18 protein-coding genes and 1 tRNA gene are annotated in these 17,049 nt (G+C 64.1%); 14 read left to right on the top strand and 5 right to left on the bottom strand.

The window, feature by feature from the left end; translation table 11 throughout:
- Positions 1–13: 13 nt before the first annotated feature.
- From lpxK to adk, 4 genes are all read left to right on the top strand, one after another.
- Positions 14–1,108, top strand: coding sequence for a tetraacyldisaccharide 4'-kinase (lpxK, locus tag QUV25_RS12775; protein ID WP_300864464.1), 1,095 nt, complete (start codon positions 14–16; stop codon positions 1,106–1,108).
- A 25-nt stretch (positions 1,109–1,133) separates the two neighbouring features.
- The gene (locus tag QUV25_RS12770; RefSeq protein WP_300864462.1) at positions 1,134–1,337 is read left to right on the top strand and encodes a Trm112 family protein; all 204 of its coding nucleotides are present in this window, start codon (positions 1,134–1,136) and stop codon (positions 1,335–1,337) included.
- Between the two features lie 52 nt (positions 1,338–1,389).
- Positions 1,390–2,175: a 3-deoxy-manno-octulosonate cytidylyltransferase gene (gene kdsB / locus QUV25_RS12765; protein WP_300864460.1), complete on the top strand. Its 786-nt coding sequence runs from the start codon at positions 1,390–1,392 to the stop codon at positions 2,173–2,175.
- 155 nt (positions 2,176–2,330) lie between these two features.
- A complete protein-coding gene (adk, locus tag QUV25_RS12760; RefSeq protein ID WP_300864457.1) occupies positions 2,331–2,987 on the top strand; it encodes an adenylate kinase in 657 nt (218 codons plus the stop codon).
- A gap of 78 nt (positions 2,988–3,065) precedes the next feature.
- Here adk and QUV25_RS12755 read toward each other — a convergent pair whose 3' ends face one another.
- Genes QUV25_RS12755 through QUV25_RS12745 form a run of 3 tightly spaced genes read right to left on the bottom strand, consistent with a single transcriptional unit; the run spans position 3,066 to position 4,977 of the window.
- Positions 3,066–3,545 (bottom strand): DUF6152 family protein, encoded by a 480-nt coding sequence (locus tag QUV25_RS12755; RefSeq protein ID WP_300864455.1) that lies wholly within the window; start codon positions 3,543–3,545, stop codon positions 3,066–3,068.
- 23 nt (positions 3,546–3,568) lie between these two features.
- Positions 3,569–3,988 carry a hypothetical protein gene (locus tag QUV25_RS12750; RefSeq protein WP_300864453.1) on the bottom strand — a complete coding sequence of 140 codons (420 nt, stop codon included), beginning with the start codon at positions 3,986–3,988 and terminating at the stop codon, positions 3,569–3,571.
- 2 nt (positions 3,989–3,990) lie between these two features.
- A complete protein-coding gene (locus QUV25_RS12745) occupies positions 3,991–4,977 on the bottom strand; it encodes an asparaginase (RefSeq protein ID WP_300864450.1) in 987 nt (328 codons plus the stop codon).
- Between the two features lie 81 nt (positions 4,978–5,058).
- Here QUV25_RS12745 and lexA point away from each other — a divergent pair, with 81 nt between their 5' ends.
- The 3 genes from lexA to QUV25_RS12730 all read left to right on the top strand — a co-directional run bounded on the left by lexA (position 5,059) and on the right by QUV25_RS12730 (position 7,359).
- On the top strand, positions 5,059–5,745 hold the full coding sequence (lexA, locus tag QUV25_RS12740) for a transcriptional repressor LexA (protein ID WP_300864448.1): 687 nt from the start codon (positions 5,059–5,061) through the stop codon (positions 5,743–5,745).
- Positions 5,746–5,878: 133 nt separating this feature from the next.
- Positions 5,879–6,232, top strand: coding sequence for a hypothetical protein (locus QUV25_RS12735; protein ID WP_300864446.1), 354 nt, complete (start codon positions 5,879–5,881; stop codon positions 6,230–6,232).
- Positions 6,233–6,351: 119 nt separating this feature from the next.
- Positions 6,352–7,359, top strand: a complete 1,008-nt coding sequence (locus QUV25_RS12730) for a D-2-hydroxyacid dehydrogenase family protein (protein ID WP_300864444.1) — start codon at positions 6,352–6,354, stop codon at positions 7,357–7,359.
- Positions 7,360–7,428: 69 nt separating this feature from the next.
- Here the strand turns inward: QUV25_RS12730 and QUV25_RS12725 are convergent, their stop codons facing one another.
- Complete coding sequence (locus QUV25_RS12725) at positions 7,429–9,507, bottom strand: hypothetical protein (RefSeq protein WP_300864442.1); 2,079 nt, start codon at positions 9,505–9,507, stop codon at positions 7,429–7,431.
- Between the two features lie 76 nt (positions 9,508–9,583).
- Here QUV25_RS12725 and QUV25_RS12720 point away from each other — a divergent pair, with 76 nt between their 5' ends.
- The 5 genes from QUV25_RS12720 (at position 9,584) to QUV25_RS12700 (ending at position 15,297) form a co-directional block, all read left to right on the top strand.
- The gene (locus QUV25_RS12720) at positions 9,584–11,104 is read left to right on the top strand and encodes a 3-hydroxyacyl-CoA dehydrogenase (RefSeq protein WP_300864441.1); all 1,521 of its coding nucleotides are present in this window, start codon (positions 9,584–9,586) and stop codon (positions 11,102–11,104) included.
- 138 nt (positions 11,105–11,242) lie between these two features.
- Positions 11,243–12,022, top strand: a complete 780-nt coding sequence (locus QUV25_RS12715) for an oxepin-CoA hydrolase, alternative type (protein WP_300864439.1) — start codon at positions 11,243–11,245, stop codon at positions 12,020–12,022.
- A gap of 125 nt (positions 12,023–12,147) precedes the next feature.
- Entirely contained in the window at positions 12,148–12,867 is a 720-nt protein-coding gene (locus QUV25_RS12710) for a Crp/Fnr family transcriptional regulator (protein ID WP_300864437.1), read from the top strand.
- Between the two features lie 43 nt (positions 12,868–12,910).
- Entirely contained in the window at positions 12,911–13,996 is a 1,086-nt protein-coding gene (locus QUV25_RS12705; protein ID WP_300864434.1) for a phosphotransferase family protein, read from the top strand.
- A 41-nt stretch (positions 13,997–14,037) separates the two neighbouring features.
- Positions 14,038–15,297, top strand: coding sequence for an acyl-CoA dehydrogenase family protein (locus QUV25_RS12700; protein WP_300864431.1), 1,260 nt, complete (start codon positions 14,038–14,040; stop codon positions 15,295–15,297).
- A gap of 16 nt (positions 15,298–15,313) precedes the next feature.
- Here the strand turns inward: QUV25_RS12700 and QUV25_RS12695 are convergent, their stop codons facing one another.
- Complete coding sequence (locus QUV25_RS12695; protein ID WP_300864429.1) at positions 15,314–15,988, bottom strand: hypothetical protein; 675 nt, start codon at positions 15,986–15,988, stop codon at positions 15,314–15,316.
- Between the two features lie 62 nt (positions 15,989–16,050).
- Here QUV25_RS12695 and QUV25_RS12690 point away from each other — a divergent pair, with 62 nt between their 5' ends.
- Together QUV25_RS12690 and QUV25_RS12685 are read left to right on the top strand one after the other, a co-directional pair.
- Positions 16,051–16,755 carry a glutathione binding-like protein gene (locus QUV25_RS12690; protein ID WP_300864427.1) on the top strand — a complete coding sequence of 235 codons (705 nt, stop codon included), beginning with the start codon at positions 16,051–16,053 and terminating at the stop codon, positions 16,753–16,755.
- 70 nt (positions 16,756–16,825) lie between these two features.
- Positions 16,826–16,902, top strand: a tRNA-Pro gene (locus QUV25_RS12685).
- The last annotated feature ends 147 nt before the right edge of the window (positions 16,903–17,049 follow it).

Below are 17,049 nucleotides of genomic sequence, written 5' to 3'. Positions count from 1 at the left end.
CGCTCGAGGCCGCATGAGCCTGCGGCCCGACGATCGCCAGGCCCGACGGGAGGCTCGCTGGCAGGCGCTCGCGCAGCACAAGACCCTGGCCGCGCGTCTGCTCTGGCCGATCTCCCTGATCTACGCCCTGCTTGGCGGCCTGCGGCGACTGGCCTTTGCCCTGGCCTGGCTCAAGATCCACAAGCTGCCGGTGCCGGTGATCGTGGTGGGCAATGTGGTCGTGGGAGGAGCCGGCAAGACACCGACCGTCGTGGCGCTGGTGAAGCACCTTCAGGTACGCGGCTGGCACCCCGGTGTGGTTTCACGCGGTTACGGTCGGCAGGCAGATCAGCTGCAACAGGTGGACGCCACCACACCAGCCAGCGCCGTCGGCGACGAGCCCCTTCTGATCCATCGGGCTACCGGTGCGCCGGTCTGTGTCGCCTCCCGTCGAGTCGACGCCGCCCGCGCGTTGATGGTTCGTCACCCTGACATCGATGTGCTGCTCTGTGACGACGGTCTTCAGCACCTGGCCCTGGGACGCGATGTGTCGATCGCGGTGTTTGACGAGCGCGGCCTGGGCAATGGCTGGCAACTGCCCGCCGGCCTGCTGCGTGAGCCCTGGCCACCCGCGCCCGGGCATCCGGCACCGCCCGATCTGGTGCTGCTGCAACGGCGGGAGGAGACGCTGCCCATCACTCTGCCCATGGGCGACGTGCCCCAATTCCGCGCCACCCGCCGGCTCGCCGATGCCACGCGCAACCTGGCTGGTCAGACACGGCCCCTGTCCATGCTGCAGGGACAGGCCCTTTTCGCAGTGGCTGGCATCGCACGACCCGAGGCCTTCTTCTCCATGCTCCGCGCGCGAGGCTTGACGCTGGCCCACACCGTACCCCTGCCCGACCATGCCGCCAGCGACGCTTACGCCGACCTGCTGGCCAGCCTGGACCACCCGCTGATCTGCACTGAAAAAGACGCCGTCAAGCTCGAGTCCCTGCTCGACGCGGTGTCGACCAGGCGCCAGCAGATCTGGGTAGTGCCCCTGGAACTGCACCCCGAGCCTGGCTTCTTCAGCGCGGTCGACATTGCCCTGGCGAACATTCATCAACGGCCCTCCTCCGCACGTTGACGGCCACCCGCACTATCATTCAGCCATGGACACCAAACTGCTGGAACTGCTGGTCTGCCCAGTCACTAAGGGCCCGTTGATCTACCTGCGCGACCGGCAGGAACTCCTGTCGCGCAGTGCCCGCCTGGCCTATCCCGTGCGCGATGGCATTCCGATCCTGCTGGAGCACGAAGCCCGCCCCATCACCGACGAAGAGGCCGAGCGCGCGCCTTCGCCCCGCGCGGCATGAGCGCTGGCGGGTTGCCCACCCAGCGCTCTCATCACGGAAATACGGATTCTTCGTGAGCGCTGTTGCACCTGTAGCAAGCGGCTTCAGCGTCCTGATTCCAGCGAGGCTGGCGTCGACCCGGCTACCCAACAAACCGCTGGCCGACATCGCAGGCATGCCCATGGTGGTGCGCGTGGCACTGCGCGCGCGGCAGAGTGGCGCGCAGCGATGTGTGGTGGCCGCCGACGACGAGCGTATCCTGCAGGCCTGCAGCAAGCACGGCATTGATGCGGTGCTCACTCGCCATGACCACGCGTCCGGTAGCGACCGGCTCGCCGAGGCCTGCGACCGGCTGGGCCTGACCGATGACACGGTGGTGGTGAATGTGCAAGGTGATGAGCCGCTGATCGAGCCGTTGCTGATCACGGCTGTGGCCGACCTGCTGCGCTCGCGTCCCGACTGTGTCATGAGTACCGCCGCCCACGAGATCGATCAGTTGAAGGACTTTCTCAATCCAAACGTGGTCAAGGTGGTGCTCGACCGCACGCAGACGGCGCTGTATTTCAGCCGTGCACCGATCGCATGGTGGCGCGATGGCATGGCCGAAGGTGCACCGGCAAGCCTGCCGGCCCCAGCGCCGTTGCGCCACATCGGCCTGTACGCCTACAGAGCTGGTTTTCTGCGGCGCTTCCCCGGACTGGAGCCCTCGCCGCTGGAACTCACCGAATCGCTGGAGCAGTTGCGCGTGCTCTGGCACGGCGAGCGGATTGCGGTGCACATCAGCGCGCAGGCGCCCGGCCCAGGGGTCGACACGGCGGAGGACCTGGCCCGCGTGCGGGCGGTGTTTGGCCCCGTCTGACAGGTCTGTTTTCTGGCGTCGGCCAGGGGCTGCGGCTGTAAGCGGACGTCAGGAACCTGCGTGCTATCCTCGACGCCGACCCCGCTGGGCCCTCCCGGCGAACCGGCCGCACCAGACAAGCGGCCGTGGCAAAGAACCTCGAACAAAGGACAGTGATGCGATTGATTCTGTTGGGTGCACCCGGCGCCGGAAAAGGCACTCAGGCCACCTTCATCTGCCAGAAATACGGTATTCCCCAGATCTCAACCGGCGACATGCTGCGTGCAGCGGTAAAGGCCGGCACCCCGCTGGGTCTGCAGGCCAAGAGCGTGATGGAGTCGGGTGGCCTGGTGAGCGACGACCTGATCATCAATTTGGTGAAAGAGCGGATCACCCAGGCCGATTGCGCCAACGGTTTTCTGTTTGACGGGTTCCCTCGCACCATCCCGCAGGCCGACGCCATGAAGGCGGCCGGTGTGAAGCTGGACTATGTGCTGGAGATCGATGTGCCGTTTGACGCCATCATCGAGCGCATGAGCGGGCGCCGCTCGCACCCGGCTTCTGGCCGCACCTACCACGTCAAGTTCAACCCGCCGAAGGTGGAAGGCAAAGACGACGAGACGGGTGAACCGCTGATCCAGCGCGCCGACGACCAGGAAGAAACCGTGAAGAAGCGCCTGGAGGTGTACAACGCCCAGACGCGCCCCCTGGTGGATTACTACAGCAGCTGGGCCAAAGCCGAGCCGTCTGCTGCACCGAAGTACCGCGCAATCAGCGGTACCGGTTCGGTGGACGACATCACTGCGCGCGCTTTTGAAGCGTTGTCCAGCTGATTGCGCCTGACGTTGATCTGATACAAGACAGCCCGGCACTCCCGGGTTGTCTTGTTCTGGGTGCTCAACGCGGTCTGGTTACGCAGGACTGGAGCGCAGCCCGTAAGTTTTGCCGTCAAGAAACAGGTACTCGACCCGCAAGACCGGTTCACCTTTTTCTTCCTTGAAGGTGAAGCCCACCATGGACAAGGTCTGGCCGACGCGGATCTCGGGCACTTGCCACAAACCGAGCCGGAACATCGGCGCCAGCTCGATCTCCCAGCGCCGATCGCGCCGGGTCGGAACCGCTGCCCTGGCCAGCAGGGCCGGGCCGTTCACCCCTGCCGTCTGCGCCGGCACAGACCGGGTCGCGAGATCACTCGGCAACACCAGACCTTCGGGCACTTCCAGCACCAGTTCGGCGTGCGGATTGCGCCAGGCCACCGAAACCGCACGTCCTTCCAGGTAAATCGGTCGGTCCTGGTCAAAGCTGCTCCAGCCGTGGTGGGCCCACGCTGGTCGCATCGCAACGCCCAACGCGAGCAAACCACCTGCCTGCATCACCTGTCGTCTCTGCATGGTTCGCTCCTGTTCATGTTGATTCACACATACCCAATCCAACGGCCGCAGGTGAGCACCCCCAGCCACAACACGGCAGACAACACCATGGACAGCCTTGCCGTGGCGTCCAGCCGCTGCAGCGACTGCCGTGCATGGAACCAGGCTGCGTTGCAGCCAGCCAGCATCAACAGGCCTATCTTGATTGTGAACACGCGGTTGGCCAACAGTTCCTGCGGCTGGGTACCAAACATCAGCAGGCCGGTGATTGCGGCCAAGCCAAAGCCCGTCAGCACCAGGCCCAGACTGAGACGCGCCAGTGGCTGGATCGGCAAGGCCACGCCCCAGCCGAATACGCGCAACTCCAGCAGGGCCAGATTGCCCAAGAGCAGCCCCACTCCCAGCAGGTGGGCAGTCTCCAGCATGGGATAGGCCCAAGGGTGGGCGCCGAGTGCGATCAGCATGCTCAGGCGCAGAGCAGTTCCAGCGCCAGCGCGAGGCGGGCCTTCACCGGCGAGAGCGTGCTGATTTCAGGCAAGGCGTGACCAGCCTGCGCCAGAACCTGTCCGCGAGGGCAACGCGTGGTGCGCACCACCCGGACACCTTGCGCCTGCGCCCCGACCAGTGCCGTCGCCAGGGCTCGGTGTACCGTGCCGTTGCCCGTGCCAGCCACGACCAAACCTTGTATCGGGTGCTCGCCTGGATCAGCGAGCAAGGCTTGGACCACCAGGCCATCGGCATCGGCATGGCTGGTGAGCAGGGCCACGCGGGGCAAGGCTGCGACGCTCAAGAAGCGCTGGCGCAAAACTGAGACCATGGCCTGATCGTGTGCGGGCGTCACCGGCCAGGGATGCAGCTGACGCACCTGGCCGTTTTCAATCAAGGCCAGCGCACCCGCCTCGCCGCCGTCGAAGGCGTCGAGGTGGTAGCTGTGCACCTTGCAGACGTCCAGCGCAGCGAATGTCTGGGCGGCGCATACCGCGATCACGCCGCGAACACCGGGTTGCCGCGCCAGCAATACCGCATCCAGCAGGTTCTGCGGCCCATCCGGCATCAGTGCACTGGCTGGCCGCATCGCGCATGTGAGCACCACCGGCTTGTCTTTAGGCAGCAGGCTGTGCAACACAAATGCGGTCTCTTCCAGCGTGTCGGTGCCGTGGGTGATCACCACCGACCCCACCTCGGGCCGCGCCAGGTGATGCATCAATCTCAGCACAAGGGCCTGCCAGACGCCCAGATCCATGTCCTTGCTGTCGATCTGCGCCACCTGCTCCATCTCAAGCGGCAGACCTTGCAGACCGGGAACATTCGCCACCAGATCGACCAAAGCGATCTCGCCCGACACATAGCCCACGTGGTCGTCCGACCGGGAAGAACGCCCTGCGATGGTGCCGCCCGTGCCGAGCACCACCGTCAGCAGGCCTTGGTCTACGCGCTGGTTTGAAGAGAACACTTGCCAAACCTTTGGAACTGGTTAAAAATACAGATACTGGATGGGTGAACAGTCTGCCCCTCCGCTTCTGGGAAGACCCTCATGAACGACCTGCAACGCACCCATCCGAAGCTCACACCCAGGCAACAGCAGATCCTGGAACTGATCCAGACGGCCATCCGCCGCACCGGCGCCCCGCCAACACGCGCCGAGATTGCATCCGAACTGGGATTCAAATCGGCCAATGCCGCCGAGGAGCATTTGCAGGCCCTGGCGCGCAAAGGGGTCATCGAACTGGTGAGCGGTACCTCGCGCGGCATTCGCCTGCGAAGCGAAGACCTGCAGTCCATCAACGCCTCTCGCGGGCGCCAGCTTACACTGCCGCTGCCAAGCCTGTCTCAGCTCGTATTGCCCCTGATCGGCCGGGTTGCCGCCGGCTCGCCGATCCTGGCGCAGGAGCACGTAGACCAGACCTACCACCTTGAGCGCCACCTGTTCCAGCGCACGCCGGATTACCTGCTCAAGGTACGTGGCATGTCCATGCGCGACGTCGGCATTCTCGATGGCGACTTGCTTGCGGTGCAGTCCAGCAAAGACGCGAAAAACGGCCAGATCGTGGTAGCCAGGCTGGGAGACGATGTCACCGTGAAGCGCTTTGTGCGCCACCCCGACCGCATCGAACTGCGTGCCGAAAACCCAGACTTCAAGACCATCGTGGTCGAACCCGGCGAACCCTTCGAGATCGAAGGCCTGGCCGTCGGCCTCATCCGCAACAGTTTCCAGCTCTGAGGTCCAGCATCCAGTCGCTTCAGCAGGTGGCGGGCGTTTGGCCGATTCGGTGTCTGACCGAGCGGCACATCCCTGCAGCGGCGATTTCCGACTCAATCCTGCCTGTGTTCAACCCCTTTTTTTGGAGTTTCGCATGGGAATCCGTTTCAACACCAACACCTGGCGCGCGCCGCTGCTGATCATCGACAGCTGGTTGCCCCGCCACACCGAGCCAGCTGTTGCCCGACCTCAACCACTGGCCATGCAGCGTTTCGCCCGCGCCGGTTGGCTCGGGCGCCCGATGGCGCAGCCGATTGCCCCCGCTGAGCTCGCCGTGACCGCCTTGCCCTGTGACAAGCCGAAGCTCAGCCGTGTGCGGCGCGCCGGCAGCCGAGAGCCCTGGGGCCAGGACAAGCGTGTGGTGCTGGCAGGCCGCGTGAGCGATGTATGCGCCGAGCTGGACCGGCTGGTGGCGATGGAGCAGCGCCTGAGCCAGTCTCGCGCCTGAAGTGAATCAAAGGCGGCCGCGGGTTCGGTCGCCTGAGTCTCCGCGCCTCGTGGACGCGCTCCGCGCCCACTGCGCCTTGGCCAGCAGGAGGTCGAAAATGGGAAGGCACAATAGCGGCCATGAACATCGTGATCCTCGACGACTATCAGGACGCCGTACGCAAACTGCCCTGCGCTGCCAAGCTAGAACCCTATCCCGCGAAGGTATTCACCAACACGGTCAAGGGCGTGGGTCAGTTGTCGGTCCGTCTCAAGGATGCCGACGTCCTGGTGCTCATCCGTGAGCGCACCCAGATCAATGCGCAGCTGATCGCCAAGCTGCCTCGCCTCAAGTTGATCTCGCAAACGGGCAAGATCGGCGCTCACGTGGACGTCAACGCCTGTACCGAGCGCGGTATTGCGGTGGCAGAGGGCGTTGGCTCGCCGGTTGCCACCGCCGAACTCACCTGGGGACTGATCATGGCGGCCATGCGACGCATCCCTCAGTACGTGGCCAACCTCAAGCACGGAGCCTGGCAACAGGCCGGTCTCAAGGCGGCATCCATGCCGGCCAACTTTGGTGTCGGTATGGTGTTGCGCGGCAAGACGCTGGGTGTGTGGAGCTACGGCCGGATCGGTCAGCTGGTGGCGGGCTACGGACGCGCTTTTGGCATGCGCGTCGTGGTGTGGGGCGGTGAGGCCTCGCGCGCCCGTGCCGCAGCGGACGGCTACGACGTGGCAACCACCAAGGCTGGCCTGTTCGAGTCGGCCGACGTGCTCACGCTGCACCTGCGGCTGGGAGAAACCAGCACCGGTTGTGTATCGCTCGAAGACCTTTCGCGCATGAAACCGACCGCCTTGCTGGTCAATACCTCGCGTGCCGAAATCATCGAGCCCGAGGCCTTGCTCGCCGCCCTGAACCGGGGTCGTCCCGGCATGGCCGCGGTCGATGTGTTCGAATCCGAGCCCATCCTGCAGGGTCACGCCCTGCTGAGGCTGGAGAACTGCATTTGCACGCCTCACATTGGCTATGTGGAGCAGGACAGCTACGAGACCTACTTCTCCGCCGCTTTCGACAACGTGGTGAATTACATCAAGGGCACTCCAACGAATATCGTCAACCCCGGAGCGCTGCAAGTTCGCCGCTGACGAACGCTCCAAAGCAGAAGGCCAGACCAAGTCGACTTGGTCTGGCCTTCTGTGCATCTGGATCAACTGTCAGCCTTTAGGTTTAGGGGCGTCTGGTTTGTCTTTCATCTGGTCTTGGTCATCATCGGGAGCGGTGAAATCCAGCACCTCGAAGTCGATCAGGTTGCCTGCTTCATCGCGGTCGTCGGCATCGCGCTGCAACTTGGGCTTGGATGTCGGCAGAACTGGCGCTGGCACCTCAGGCAACGAAGCCTCAAAGGCCGAAAACTCCGACAGGTCGTCCAGATTCACATCGAGGCCGAGGTTGGGTGACGCCGGTGGCTGCATGTCCATCGGCTTCGTGACGCCATCAGCCCCCGTCGCCTTGCTCTTGGCCTGGAGGCGCTGCACTTTGGTGTTCTGAAAATCCTTCGGCGCAGCTGAGTCAGCGGCCTCGCGCTGGATGATCTCCTTGGCCAGCGCGTGCAGGAGAAGCAGCTCGCGATAGGCCTCAAGATCAAACACCTCGGCCTCGGTATCGCCCGGTTCGCGGAAGATCGACTCCTCAATCACATCCAGCACCCGAGGCTCTGGCCAGAGTGCCTGAATGCGGCCAAACGCAGTCTCGTAGGCCTCAAGGCTCTTGCTGCCATCGGCGTACTGGTCGAACGGTGGCGCGCCGGCGTTGAACACTCGGTTGAACTCGATGCGCAGGACTTCGTAGTCCGCACGGCGCCCCTGCCGATGGTAAATCTTGAAAAGGTCGAGATAGGCCAGCGCGCTGGGCACCTGGCTGTCCTGGATGTGGTTGCGCAGCACCTGAATGGCCTGCTCATCCTCACCCAGGGAGATGAAAAATTCGGCCTGCTGCTGTACGTCGAACAGCTCCTCAGCCGCCACCGATCGAGACGCAATCTGGCTCGCCGCAAAATCTCGCCGCTCTGTGCCGGGTACGGATGATCTGCCCAGTGAGCTGTCCAGGGCAGCGGGCGTGCTGTCCTCCAGCAATTGAGAACGCGACGAAGGTCGGAATGCGTCCACACCCTGCTGGTCACTCAGATCCAGATCGATGTCCACCGACTCTGCCGCGGCGGCGGCGCGCCCCAGCGTCGGCTCGCGCGCTGCCGGCTTGGAGCCACCCTCGGCCGCCCACCAGGCCTTTGCAGAGCCAAAGTCTCGTGCGCTTTTCGAACGCCGCCACAACAGCAGCAGCCCGAGAAGGGCTAGCCCCAGCAGCGCAGCCAGACCATAGACCACCCACTGCCAAGTACGTGCCTGCTCGGCCGCCGCACTCAGCTCCGCGATGGTGGCCTGATTGCGCGCCTCGGCCTCCCGCAAGCCTTTGGACTCGGCCTCGAGCACCTCCAGCTTGCGGGCATCACGCAGGATGTCTTCAGGTGACGCGTTGATCGCCTTCCACAACAAGCCCGCCGCAGCCCTCGTCTCTTCTGAAGTCGTGGGCTCACTGAGAAGGCTGAGCGAAAGCTTGAGCACCGGATCACGTTCGATCGCCAGGCTCAGATCCATCGCATCGAGTTCCAGTCGAGGCGTGGGGTTAACAGGCGGTGCCACTGGTCTGCGCACGATGCTCGCAGGCTGGCTGGAACGCACAGCGGCGCGGGGCCGCTCGCGAGCAGCAGGCGGCAGGCGAGGCGTTGAGGTGGAGGCAGTGGGACGATCTGCCGCTGCCGCAGCAGGCAGCGGCGTGCCAGCAGCGGACGGCAAGCTGGGCAATCCCGCGGCGGTGGGCGCCGTGGGCTGCAGCGCAGCATCCTGGGCAGCGGTTGTTGCGCGCGTGGGCTCGCTCACCGGATCGGCCAACAACACGTAGCGGCGGGTGAACGGCGTGGTACAGCCAGCACGCACGAACACCGTTACGATGGGCTCGTCGATAGGAACCAGCGCCTGGATGCGCACCGACGGCTGCGCGTCCGGCGAGGCGCGCTGCACCGTGGTTCGAACGGCGTCGGGCGATACCTTGATGTCGCCATACAGCACATCGGCGTTCACGCACAGATTGCCGATGTCTTCACCGGGTGACAATAAGGCCTGAACCCGGATGTCCAGGGGGCGACCAATGATGCCGGCACCGCTGTGTCGGCCCAGCGTGACCGCCGAACTGCTCACTGCGGTAAAAAGCAGAATGCTGCCGATACAGAACTGGCGCACGTCAAAGACCTTTGTGTGGTGTTACTGAACATTTTGTCATAGGTCCAAAGCCTTCCATTCCAAAAAAAGCACCCTTATGCAAGCCATCTTTCAAACTGCGGGCATTGTTGGCACTGGCGCCATGGGCCGAGGCATCGCCCAGATGGCGGCTCAGGCTGGCAGCACCGTTCTCCTGTACGACGTCCAACCAGGTGCGGCTGAAACCGCGCGCCAGGCCCTGCACCAGACCTGGCAGACCCTGGTCGCCAAAGGCAAACTGCCCACAGCTCAAGCCGATGACTGCTGCGCCCGCGTGCACGTGGCGTCCGGCCTGGAGGCTCTGTCCGCCTGTGACCTCGTGGTCGAAGCCGTCGTAGAACGCCTTGATGTGAAGCGCAAGCTCTTTGCCGAGCTGGAGGCCTTGGTGAGCCCGCAGGCGGTGCTGGCCACCAACACTTCCTCTCTGTCGGTCACCGCCATTGCCGCTGGCCTGCAGCGGCCAGGACAGCTGGCTGGCTACCACTTTTTCAACCCGGTGCCGCTGATGCGAGTGGTGGAGGTGATCGCGGGATTGAAGACCAATCCTGTTGTGTGCCAACAACTCAGTGACTTCACCCGGCAGTTTGGCCACACGCCGGTAGCGGCTCAGGACACCCCAGGCTTCATCGTCAACCATGCCGGGCGCGGCTACGGCACCGAGGCCTTGCGGGTAGCCAGTGAGCGCGTAGCCGACTTCGCCACCATCGATCGCATCCTCAAAGACCAGATGGGATTTCGGCTCGGCCCGTTTGAACTGATGGACCTCACCGCACTGGACGTGTCGCATCCGGTGATGGAGTCGATTTACCACCAGTACTTCGAAGAACCACGCTACCGCCCCAGCGCCATCACGGCGCAGCGGCTGGCCGGCGGGGTGCTCGGCAAAAAAGTTGGCGAAGGTTTCTACCGCTACGCCCAAGGCGTGGCCGAGATTCCCGCCGAGCCAGCTGTCCCCGCGGTGAAGGCATTGCCACCGGTCTGGGTGTCGCCGAAGGCAGCGCGCCGGACTGAGATCTACCAATTGTTGAAGGATCTGGGCGCCAACATCGAGACAGGGCAGGTGCCATCGGGCGAGGCGCTGATTCTGGTCGCCCCGCTGGGGCTGGACGTGACCACGCTGGCCGCGGTCGAGCGGCTGGACCCGGCGCGCACCCTCGGCATCGACATGATGCTGGATGACAAGGCCACGCGACGCCGCGTCCTGGCCACCAACCCAGCCACCCGCAGCGACATGCGCGACGCCGCCCATGCGCTGTTTGCCCAAGACGGCAAATCGGTCAGCATCATCCGAGACAGCGGTGGCTTCGTCACCCAGCGCGTGGTGGCCACCATCGTCAACATCGCGGCCGACATGTGTCAACAAGGCGTGTGTACGCCGGCCGACCTGGAGGTCGCCGTCACCCTCGGGCTGGGTTACCCGATGGGGCCGCTGGCCATGGGCGACCGCATCGGCCCGGCCAACGTGCTGGAGATCCTGTTCAACATGCAGACGGTGTATGGCGACCCGCGCTATCGCCCTTCTCCCTGGTTGCGCCGACGTGGCGCACTGGGCCTGAGCCTCATGCAGCAAGAGGAATGACGCCCCTGCGCCGCCGCGAATCTTTCTCCCTGCTCCGTCTGCCGGGGGCATGTTTCTTGTGGCCCGGCAGCGCCACCTCTCCGGGTGCCCTGAAACCAGACACCGCACACCGACACTGTTTTCCTCACGCGAAACCCCATGACCGCCAGCCTCAAAAGTGACAGCCATGGCCAGACCATGGTGCTGACCATCAGCAACCCCGACCACCGCAACGCGCTGGGTCCCGACATTTACGCCGCTGGCGTGGAAGCACTCAACGTGGCCGAGAGCAGCCCGGACGTGCGCAGCGTGGTCATCACCGGTGAGGGCCAGCACTTCTGCGCGGGCGGCAACCTTCAACGCCTGCTCGATAACCGCCAGCAGCCGCCCTCGGTCCAGGCGCAGAGCATCGAAGGCCTGCACAACTGGATCGAGACCATACGCAGCTTTCCAAAGCCGGTGGTCGCGGCGGTGGAAGGCGCCTGTGCCGGCGCTGGCTTTTCGCTGGCGCTCGCCTGCGATTTCATCGTTGCCGCGCACAACAGCGTGTTTGTCATGGCGTACAGCAATGTGGGTCTGTCACCCGACGGTGGCGCCAGCTGGAGCCTGATGCGCGCCTTGCCACGCGCCACGGCCCTGGAGCTGCTCATGCTGGGCGAGCGCATCAGCGCGGAGCGCCTGCAGCAACTCGGCGTGATCAATCGGGTGAGCGGCGAGCGCGAAGCGCTCGACCAGGCGCTGGCCTTGTGCGAACGGCTCAATGCGCGCTCGCCCAATGCTCTGGCCAGCATCAAGGAGCTGGCCAACGATGCGCTGACCTCGCCCCTGCACGACCAGCTCGGGAGCGAGCGTGATCATTTTGTTCGCTGCCTTCACCATGCGCATGGCGGCGAAGGCATCGCCGCGTTTCTCGACAAGCGCCCTCCCCGCTACCGATGAGCTGGGCGCGGTTGCTTCATTTCACCTGCCGCACCTGAACAGCAGCCCTGCGCGCTTATCCCGATGCACACGCCACGTCCCTGTGGCGACAATGCTCCACTCCCCAGTCACCCACAAGACAGACCATGGACGAACCCATTCTGACAATGGAAGAACGCGAGGCGATCAACAGTGGTCGCTGGTTCAGCAATCTTTCTCCTTCACTGCGACACGACATCCTGCGATGCGCCTACGTCAAGCGATTCAAGGACAGCGACCTCATCGTTGCCCGCGGCGACCCACCCTCCGAGTGGACGGCCGTGGCCAAGGGAGCGGTGCGCGTGAGCTCGACCTCGCTGTCGGGCAAGCAGATCACGCTGACCTATGTGGAACCGGGCGTGTGGTTTGGCGATGTGGCGATGTTCGACGGCGATCAGCGCACCCACGATGCCTACGCGCACGGATCGACCACCCTGCTCTGCGTGGCGCGCAACGATTTCCAGAAAATTTTGACCACCCACGTCGAGCTGTACGAGGCGCTGATGCGTCTGCAGGCGCGGCGCATCCGTACCCTGTTTGGCCTGGTGGAAGACCTCAACACGCTGCCGTTGCGCGCGCGCCTGGCCAAACAGTTGCTGCACCTGGTGCGCAGCTACGGCGTGCCCTGCCTGTCGGACGGCAACGAGATGCGCATCGGCCTGCAACTGGCTCAGGAAGAATTGGCCCAGCTGCTGGGCGCTTCGCGCCAGCGCGTCAACCAGGAGCTCAAATCGATGGAGCGCGAGGACGCAATCCGCATCGAGCCGGGCGGCCTGGTGGTGCGCAACCGCGACATGTTGATGCGCATTTCAGAGGCCGAATCCTGAGCGCCACACGCCTGGCTGACCAGGACCCACAGGGCTCTCAGCCATGAGTGATCTGCAGAATTTCACGGGAACACGCCCCGTCTCGGCCCAACATGAAGTGAATCTGGTGGCGCTGCAAACCTGGATGCAGGCCAACGTAACGGGTTTTGCGGGTCCGCTTCAGGTGGAAATGTTCAAGGGCGGGCAGTCCAACCCGACCTACAAGCTCATCACGCCCGACACCGCCTACGTGATGCGCGCCAAGCCGGGTCCGGTCGCCAAACTGCTGCCCTCGGCCCACGCCATCGAGCGCGAGTTCCGCGTGATGAGCGCGTTGCACGGCACAGGGGTGCCGGTGGCGAACATGCTGGCGCTGTGCGAAGACGAATCGGTGATTGGCCGCGCGTTCTACATCATGGAGTGCGTGAACGGTCGCGTGATGTGGGACCAGTCCCTGCCCGCGCTGGACAAGCCGCAGCGCGCCGCGGTGTACGACGAGATGAACCGCGTGCTGGCGACGCTGCACAGGGTCAGGCCCAGCGACGTCGGCCTGGACGGCTACGGCAAGCCCGGCAACTATTTCGAGCGTCAGATCGGGCGTTGGTCCAAACAGTACGTGGCCTCGATCACACAGCCCATTCCCGAGATGGACAAACTGATGGCCTGGCTGCCGCAGAACATACCGGCCATGGCGCGCGACGAGTCCCTGGTGTCGGTGGTGCACGGCGACTACCGCCTGGACAACCTGATGTTCCACCCCACCGAGCCGCGCGTGCTCGCGGTGCTGGACTGGGAGCTTTCCACGCTGGGTCACCCGCTGGCCGACTTCAGCTACCACTGCATGGCCTGGCACATCCCGCCGGGCGCATTTCGCGGCATTGGCGGACTTGACGTAGCCGCACTGGGCATTCCCACTGAGGCAGAGTACATCGCCCGCTATTGCGAACGCACCGGATTTGCCACACCGCTGCAGTTGCAGGCCGACTGGAACTTCTATCTCGCCTACAACCTGTTTCGCCTGGCCGCCATCCTGCAAGGCATTGCCAAGCGGGTCGAGATGGGCACCGCTTCCAGTGCACAGGCGGTTTCTTCCGCAGCAGGCGCTCGCCCTCTCGCAGAAATGGCCTGGCGTTTTGCCAGCGCCGCCTGACCCCTTAACGACCGAACCGACCAGATTCCCAAGGAGACACCATGCAATTCGACTACAGCGACAAAGTCAAGGCCATGCGCGAGCGGTTGCTCGCGTTCATGGACGAGCACATCTACCCCAACGAGGCGCGCTTCTATGCCGAGATCGCGGCAAACCGCCAAAGCGGCAACGCCTGGATTCCCACCAGGATTGTTGAAGAGCTCAAGCCCAAGGCACGCGCCGCGGGCCTCTGGAACCTGTTTCTGCCCAGCAGCGCACGTGCGCCCGAGGGGTTGACCAACCTCGAGTACGCACCGCTGTGCGAGATCATGGGGCGGGTACCGTTTGCGGCCGAAATCTTCAACTGCTCGGCACCCGACACCGGCAACATGGAAACCCTGGAGCGCTACGCCAGCGAAGCCATCAAAGACCGCTGGATGGAGCCGCTGCTGCGCGGCGAGATCCGCTCGGCCTTTCTGATGACTGAGCCGGCCGTGGCCTCGTCGGATGCCACCAACATCCAGTGCAGCATCGAACGCGATGGTGACGAGTACGTGATCAACGGAACCAAGTGGTGGTCCTCCGGTGCGGGTGATCCGCGCTGTGCGGTCTACATCGTGATGGGCAAGACCAATCCCGACGCTCCGCGCCACTCGCAGCAGTCCATGATCGTGGTGCCTTCCGATACCAAGGGCATTGAGGTGGTGCGCGCCCTTTCGGTGTTCGGCTACGACGATGCGCCCCATGGCCACATGGAGGTGCGCTTGAAAAACGTGCGTGTGCCGGTGGGCAACCTGCTGCTCGGCGAAGGCCGGGGCTTCGAGATTGCGCAGGGTCGGCTGGGCCCAGGCCGCATCCACCACTGCATGCGCTCCATCGGCGCGGCCGAGCGCGCGCTTGAACTCATGTGCCAGCGGCTCAACAGCCGGGTGGCCTTCGGCAAGCCAGTGTCGGCCCAGTCGGTCTGGCACGAGCGCATTGCCGATGCACGCTGCCGCATCGAAATGGCACGTCTGCTCACGCTCAAGGCGGCCTACATGATGGATACGGTGGGCAACAAGGTGGCCAAGGCCGAGATCGCCATGATCAAGGTGGTGGCGCCCAACATGGCTTGCGACATCATCGACATGGCCATCCAGGCCCACGGCGGCGGCGGTGTGAGCGACGATTTCCCACTGGCCTACAGCTACGCAGGCCAGCGCACGCTGCGCCTGGCCGACGGTCCGGACGAGGTGCACCGTCAGTCGATCGCCAAGCTGGAACTGGCCAAGCACATGACGGTGAAGGTCGATGTGGAGATGCCGATCACCCGCGGCAGCTGACGCGCTCCGGCAGGCGTCAGCGATCCAGAATTTGCAGCGCCCGCCCACTCAGGTGCTCAAACACATCGAGAGCATGCACCGCTACCCCCGCCTGACCACCCGGGCTGCCCTGCCCCCCCTGCATGCGCAAGTAGTTCTTGCCGCGTGTCAGCATGAGCAGCACGGGGGTTTCGGGACTCACCTCCTGCGGCCATTGCATCAACATGTCCACCGTGTCGCCATCCACCCAGTGGCGCGCCACCTCCGGCGTATCGGTCAGCACCGCGTACCGGGCCCAGAAAGCAGGCGGCGGGCCATCCCAGCCCGCATCCCGGTAAAGCGTCAGCCAGCGCACCTCCTCGGGCAAGGCCTTGGCGGTGGTCTGCAGCGTGTCGGTGACGTCGGCGTAGTGCGCCTGGGCATCGGCCTCAAAGTGGCGTTTCAGCTCCCGGTTCATCAGGATCACGTTGACCTCCGGGGTCAGGCCCAGATCGGATTTGGCCATCAGCTCCATGCCCGCGATGTAGGGCCGCGACGAGGTCAGGCACTCGGCGCGAAACGGCCTGTCCAGCAGGCGACCACCCAGCGCGTAGGCGCCACCCACCATGCCCATGTGGCTGAGCATGCGCTCGTTGGCCCACTGGACGAGCGATTCGTCCAGGGTGGCGGGTTTCGGCGACCGATGCAGAGCGGTTTTGAGCAGGTCGAACATCACCCGTGTTTTCCCGTAGATTTGCTCCCTTGTCAACTTGATTTCTTAGAAAGGGCTCCGCCGTGATCGACGTCTATTCCTGGCCGACACCAAATGGCCACAAAGTCCACATCATGTTGGAAGAGTGTGGATTTCGCCTGGGCCGCGACTGGCAGGTGCACCCGATCAATATCGGCCAAGGTGACCAGTTCCAGCCCCGCTTCCTGGAGATCAGCCCGAACAACAAGATTCCGGCCCTGGTTGATCCGATCGGACCCGACGGCCGACCGATCAGTCTGTTCGAGTCGGGCGCCATCCTGCTCTACCTCGCGGCCAAGACCGGCAAGTTTCTGCCCAGGTCCGACCGCGCCAAGTTCAAGACCTTGGAGTGGCTCATGTTCCAGATGGGCGGCGTCGGCCCCATGCTGGGACAAGCCCACCATTTCCGGATCTACGCACCCGACAAGATCGAATATGCGGTGGACCGGTACACCAACGAAGCCAAGCGGCTCTATGGGGTGATGGACAAACAGCTCACCAGTCACAAGTTCATCGCCGGCAACCAGTACACCGTTGCCGACATCGCTATCTTCCCCTGGGTGAACAGCTGGGAGAAACAGGGCATTGACTGGGCCGACTACCCGCGCCTCAAGGCGTGGTTTGACGCCGTCGCAGCCCGCCCGGCGGTCCAGCGTGGCCTGGCGGTTCTGGCTGGCGCTCGCAAGCCGCTGACCGACGACAAAGCACGCCAAGCTCTATTCGGAAGCAGCCAGTACCAGAAGCGCTGAAGGTTTCGAGCAGCTTTCGTGTTCGCGAGCCAAAAACGGCTCTGGCAGCAGGTACAATTCGCAGCTTAGTCGGAGCGTAGCGCAGCCTGGTAGCGCATCTGCTTTGGGAGCAGAGGGTCGCGAGTTCGAATCCCGCCGCTCCGACCATTCATTGCGAAATGCGAAAAAGGCCCATCTGTTGGGCCTTTTTTGTTTCTGGGTCTTTCACGCCGGACCACAGATCGTCCAGACGGCCGATTTGTTGTACCGAGTATGGGTTGTCCATGAACTCGTCGTATAACAACGACCTCAGAT

This window comes from Hydrogenophaga sp., assembly GCF_030373245.1.
Lineage (GTDB): Bacteria > Pseudomonadota > Gammaproteobacteria > Burkholderiales > Burkholderiaceae_C > Hydrogenophaga.
The sequence above is the reverse complement of the archived record's forward strand: the minus strand, read 5'-3'. Positions and strand labels throughout refer to the sequence as shown.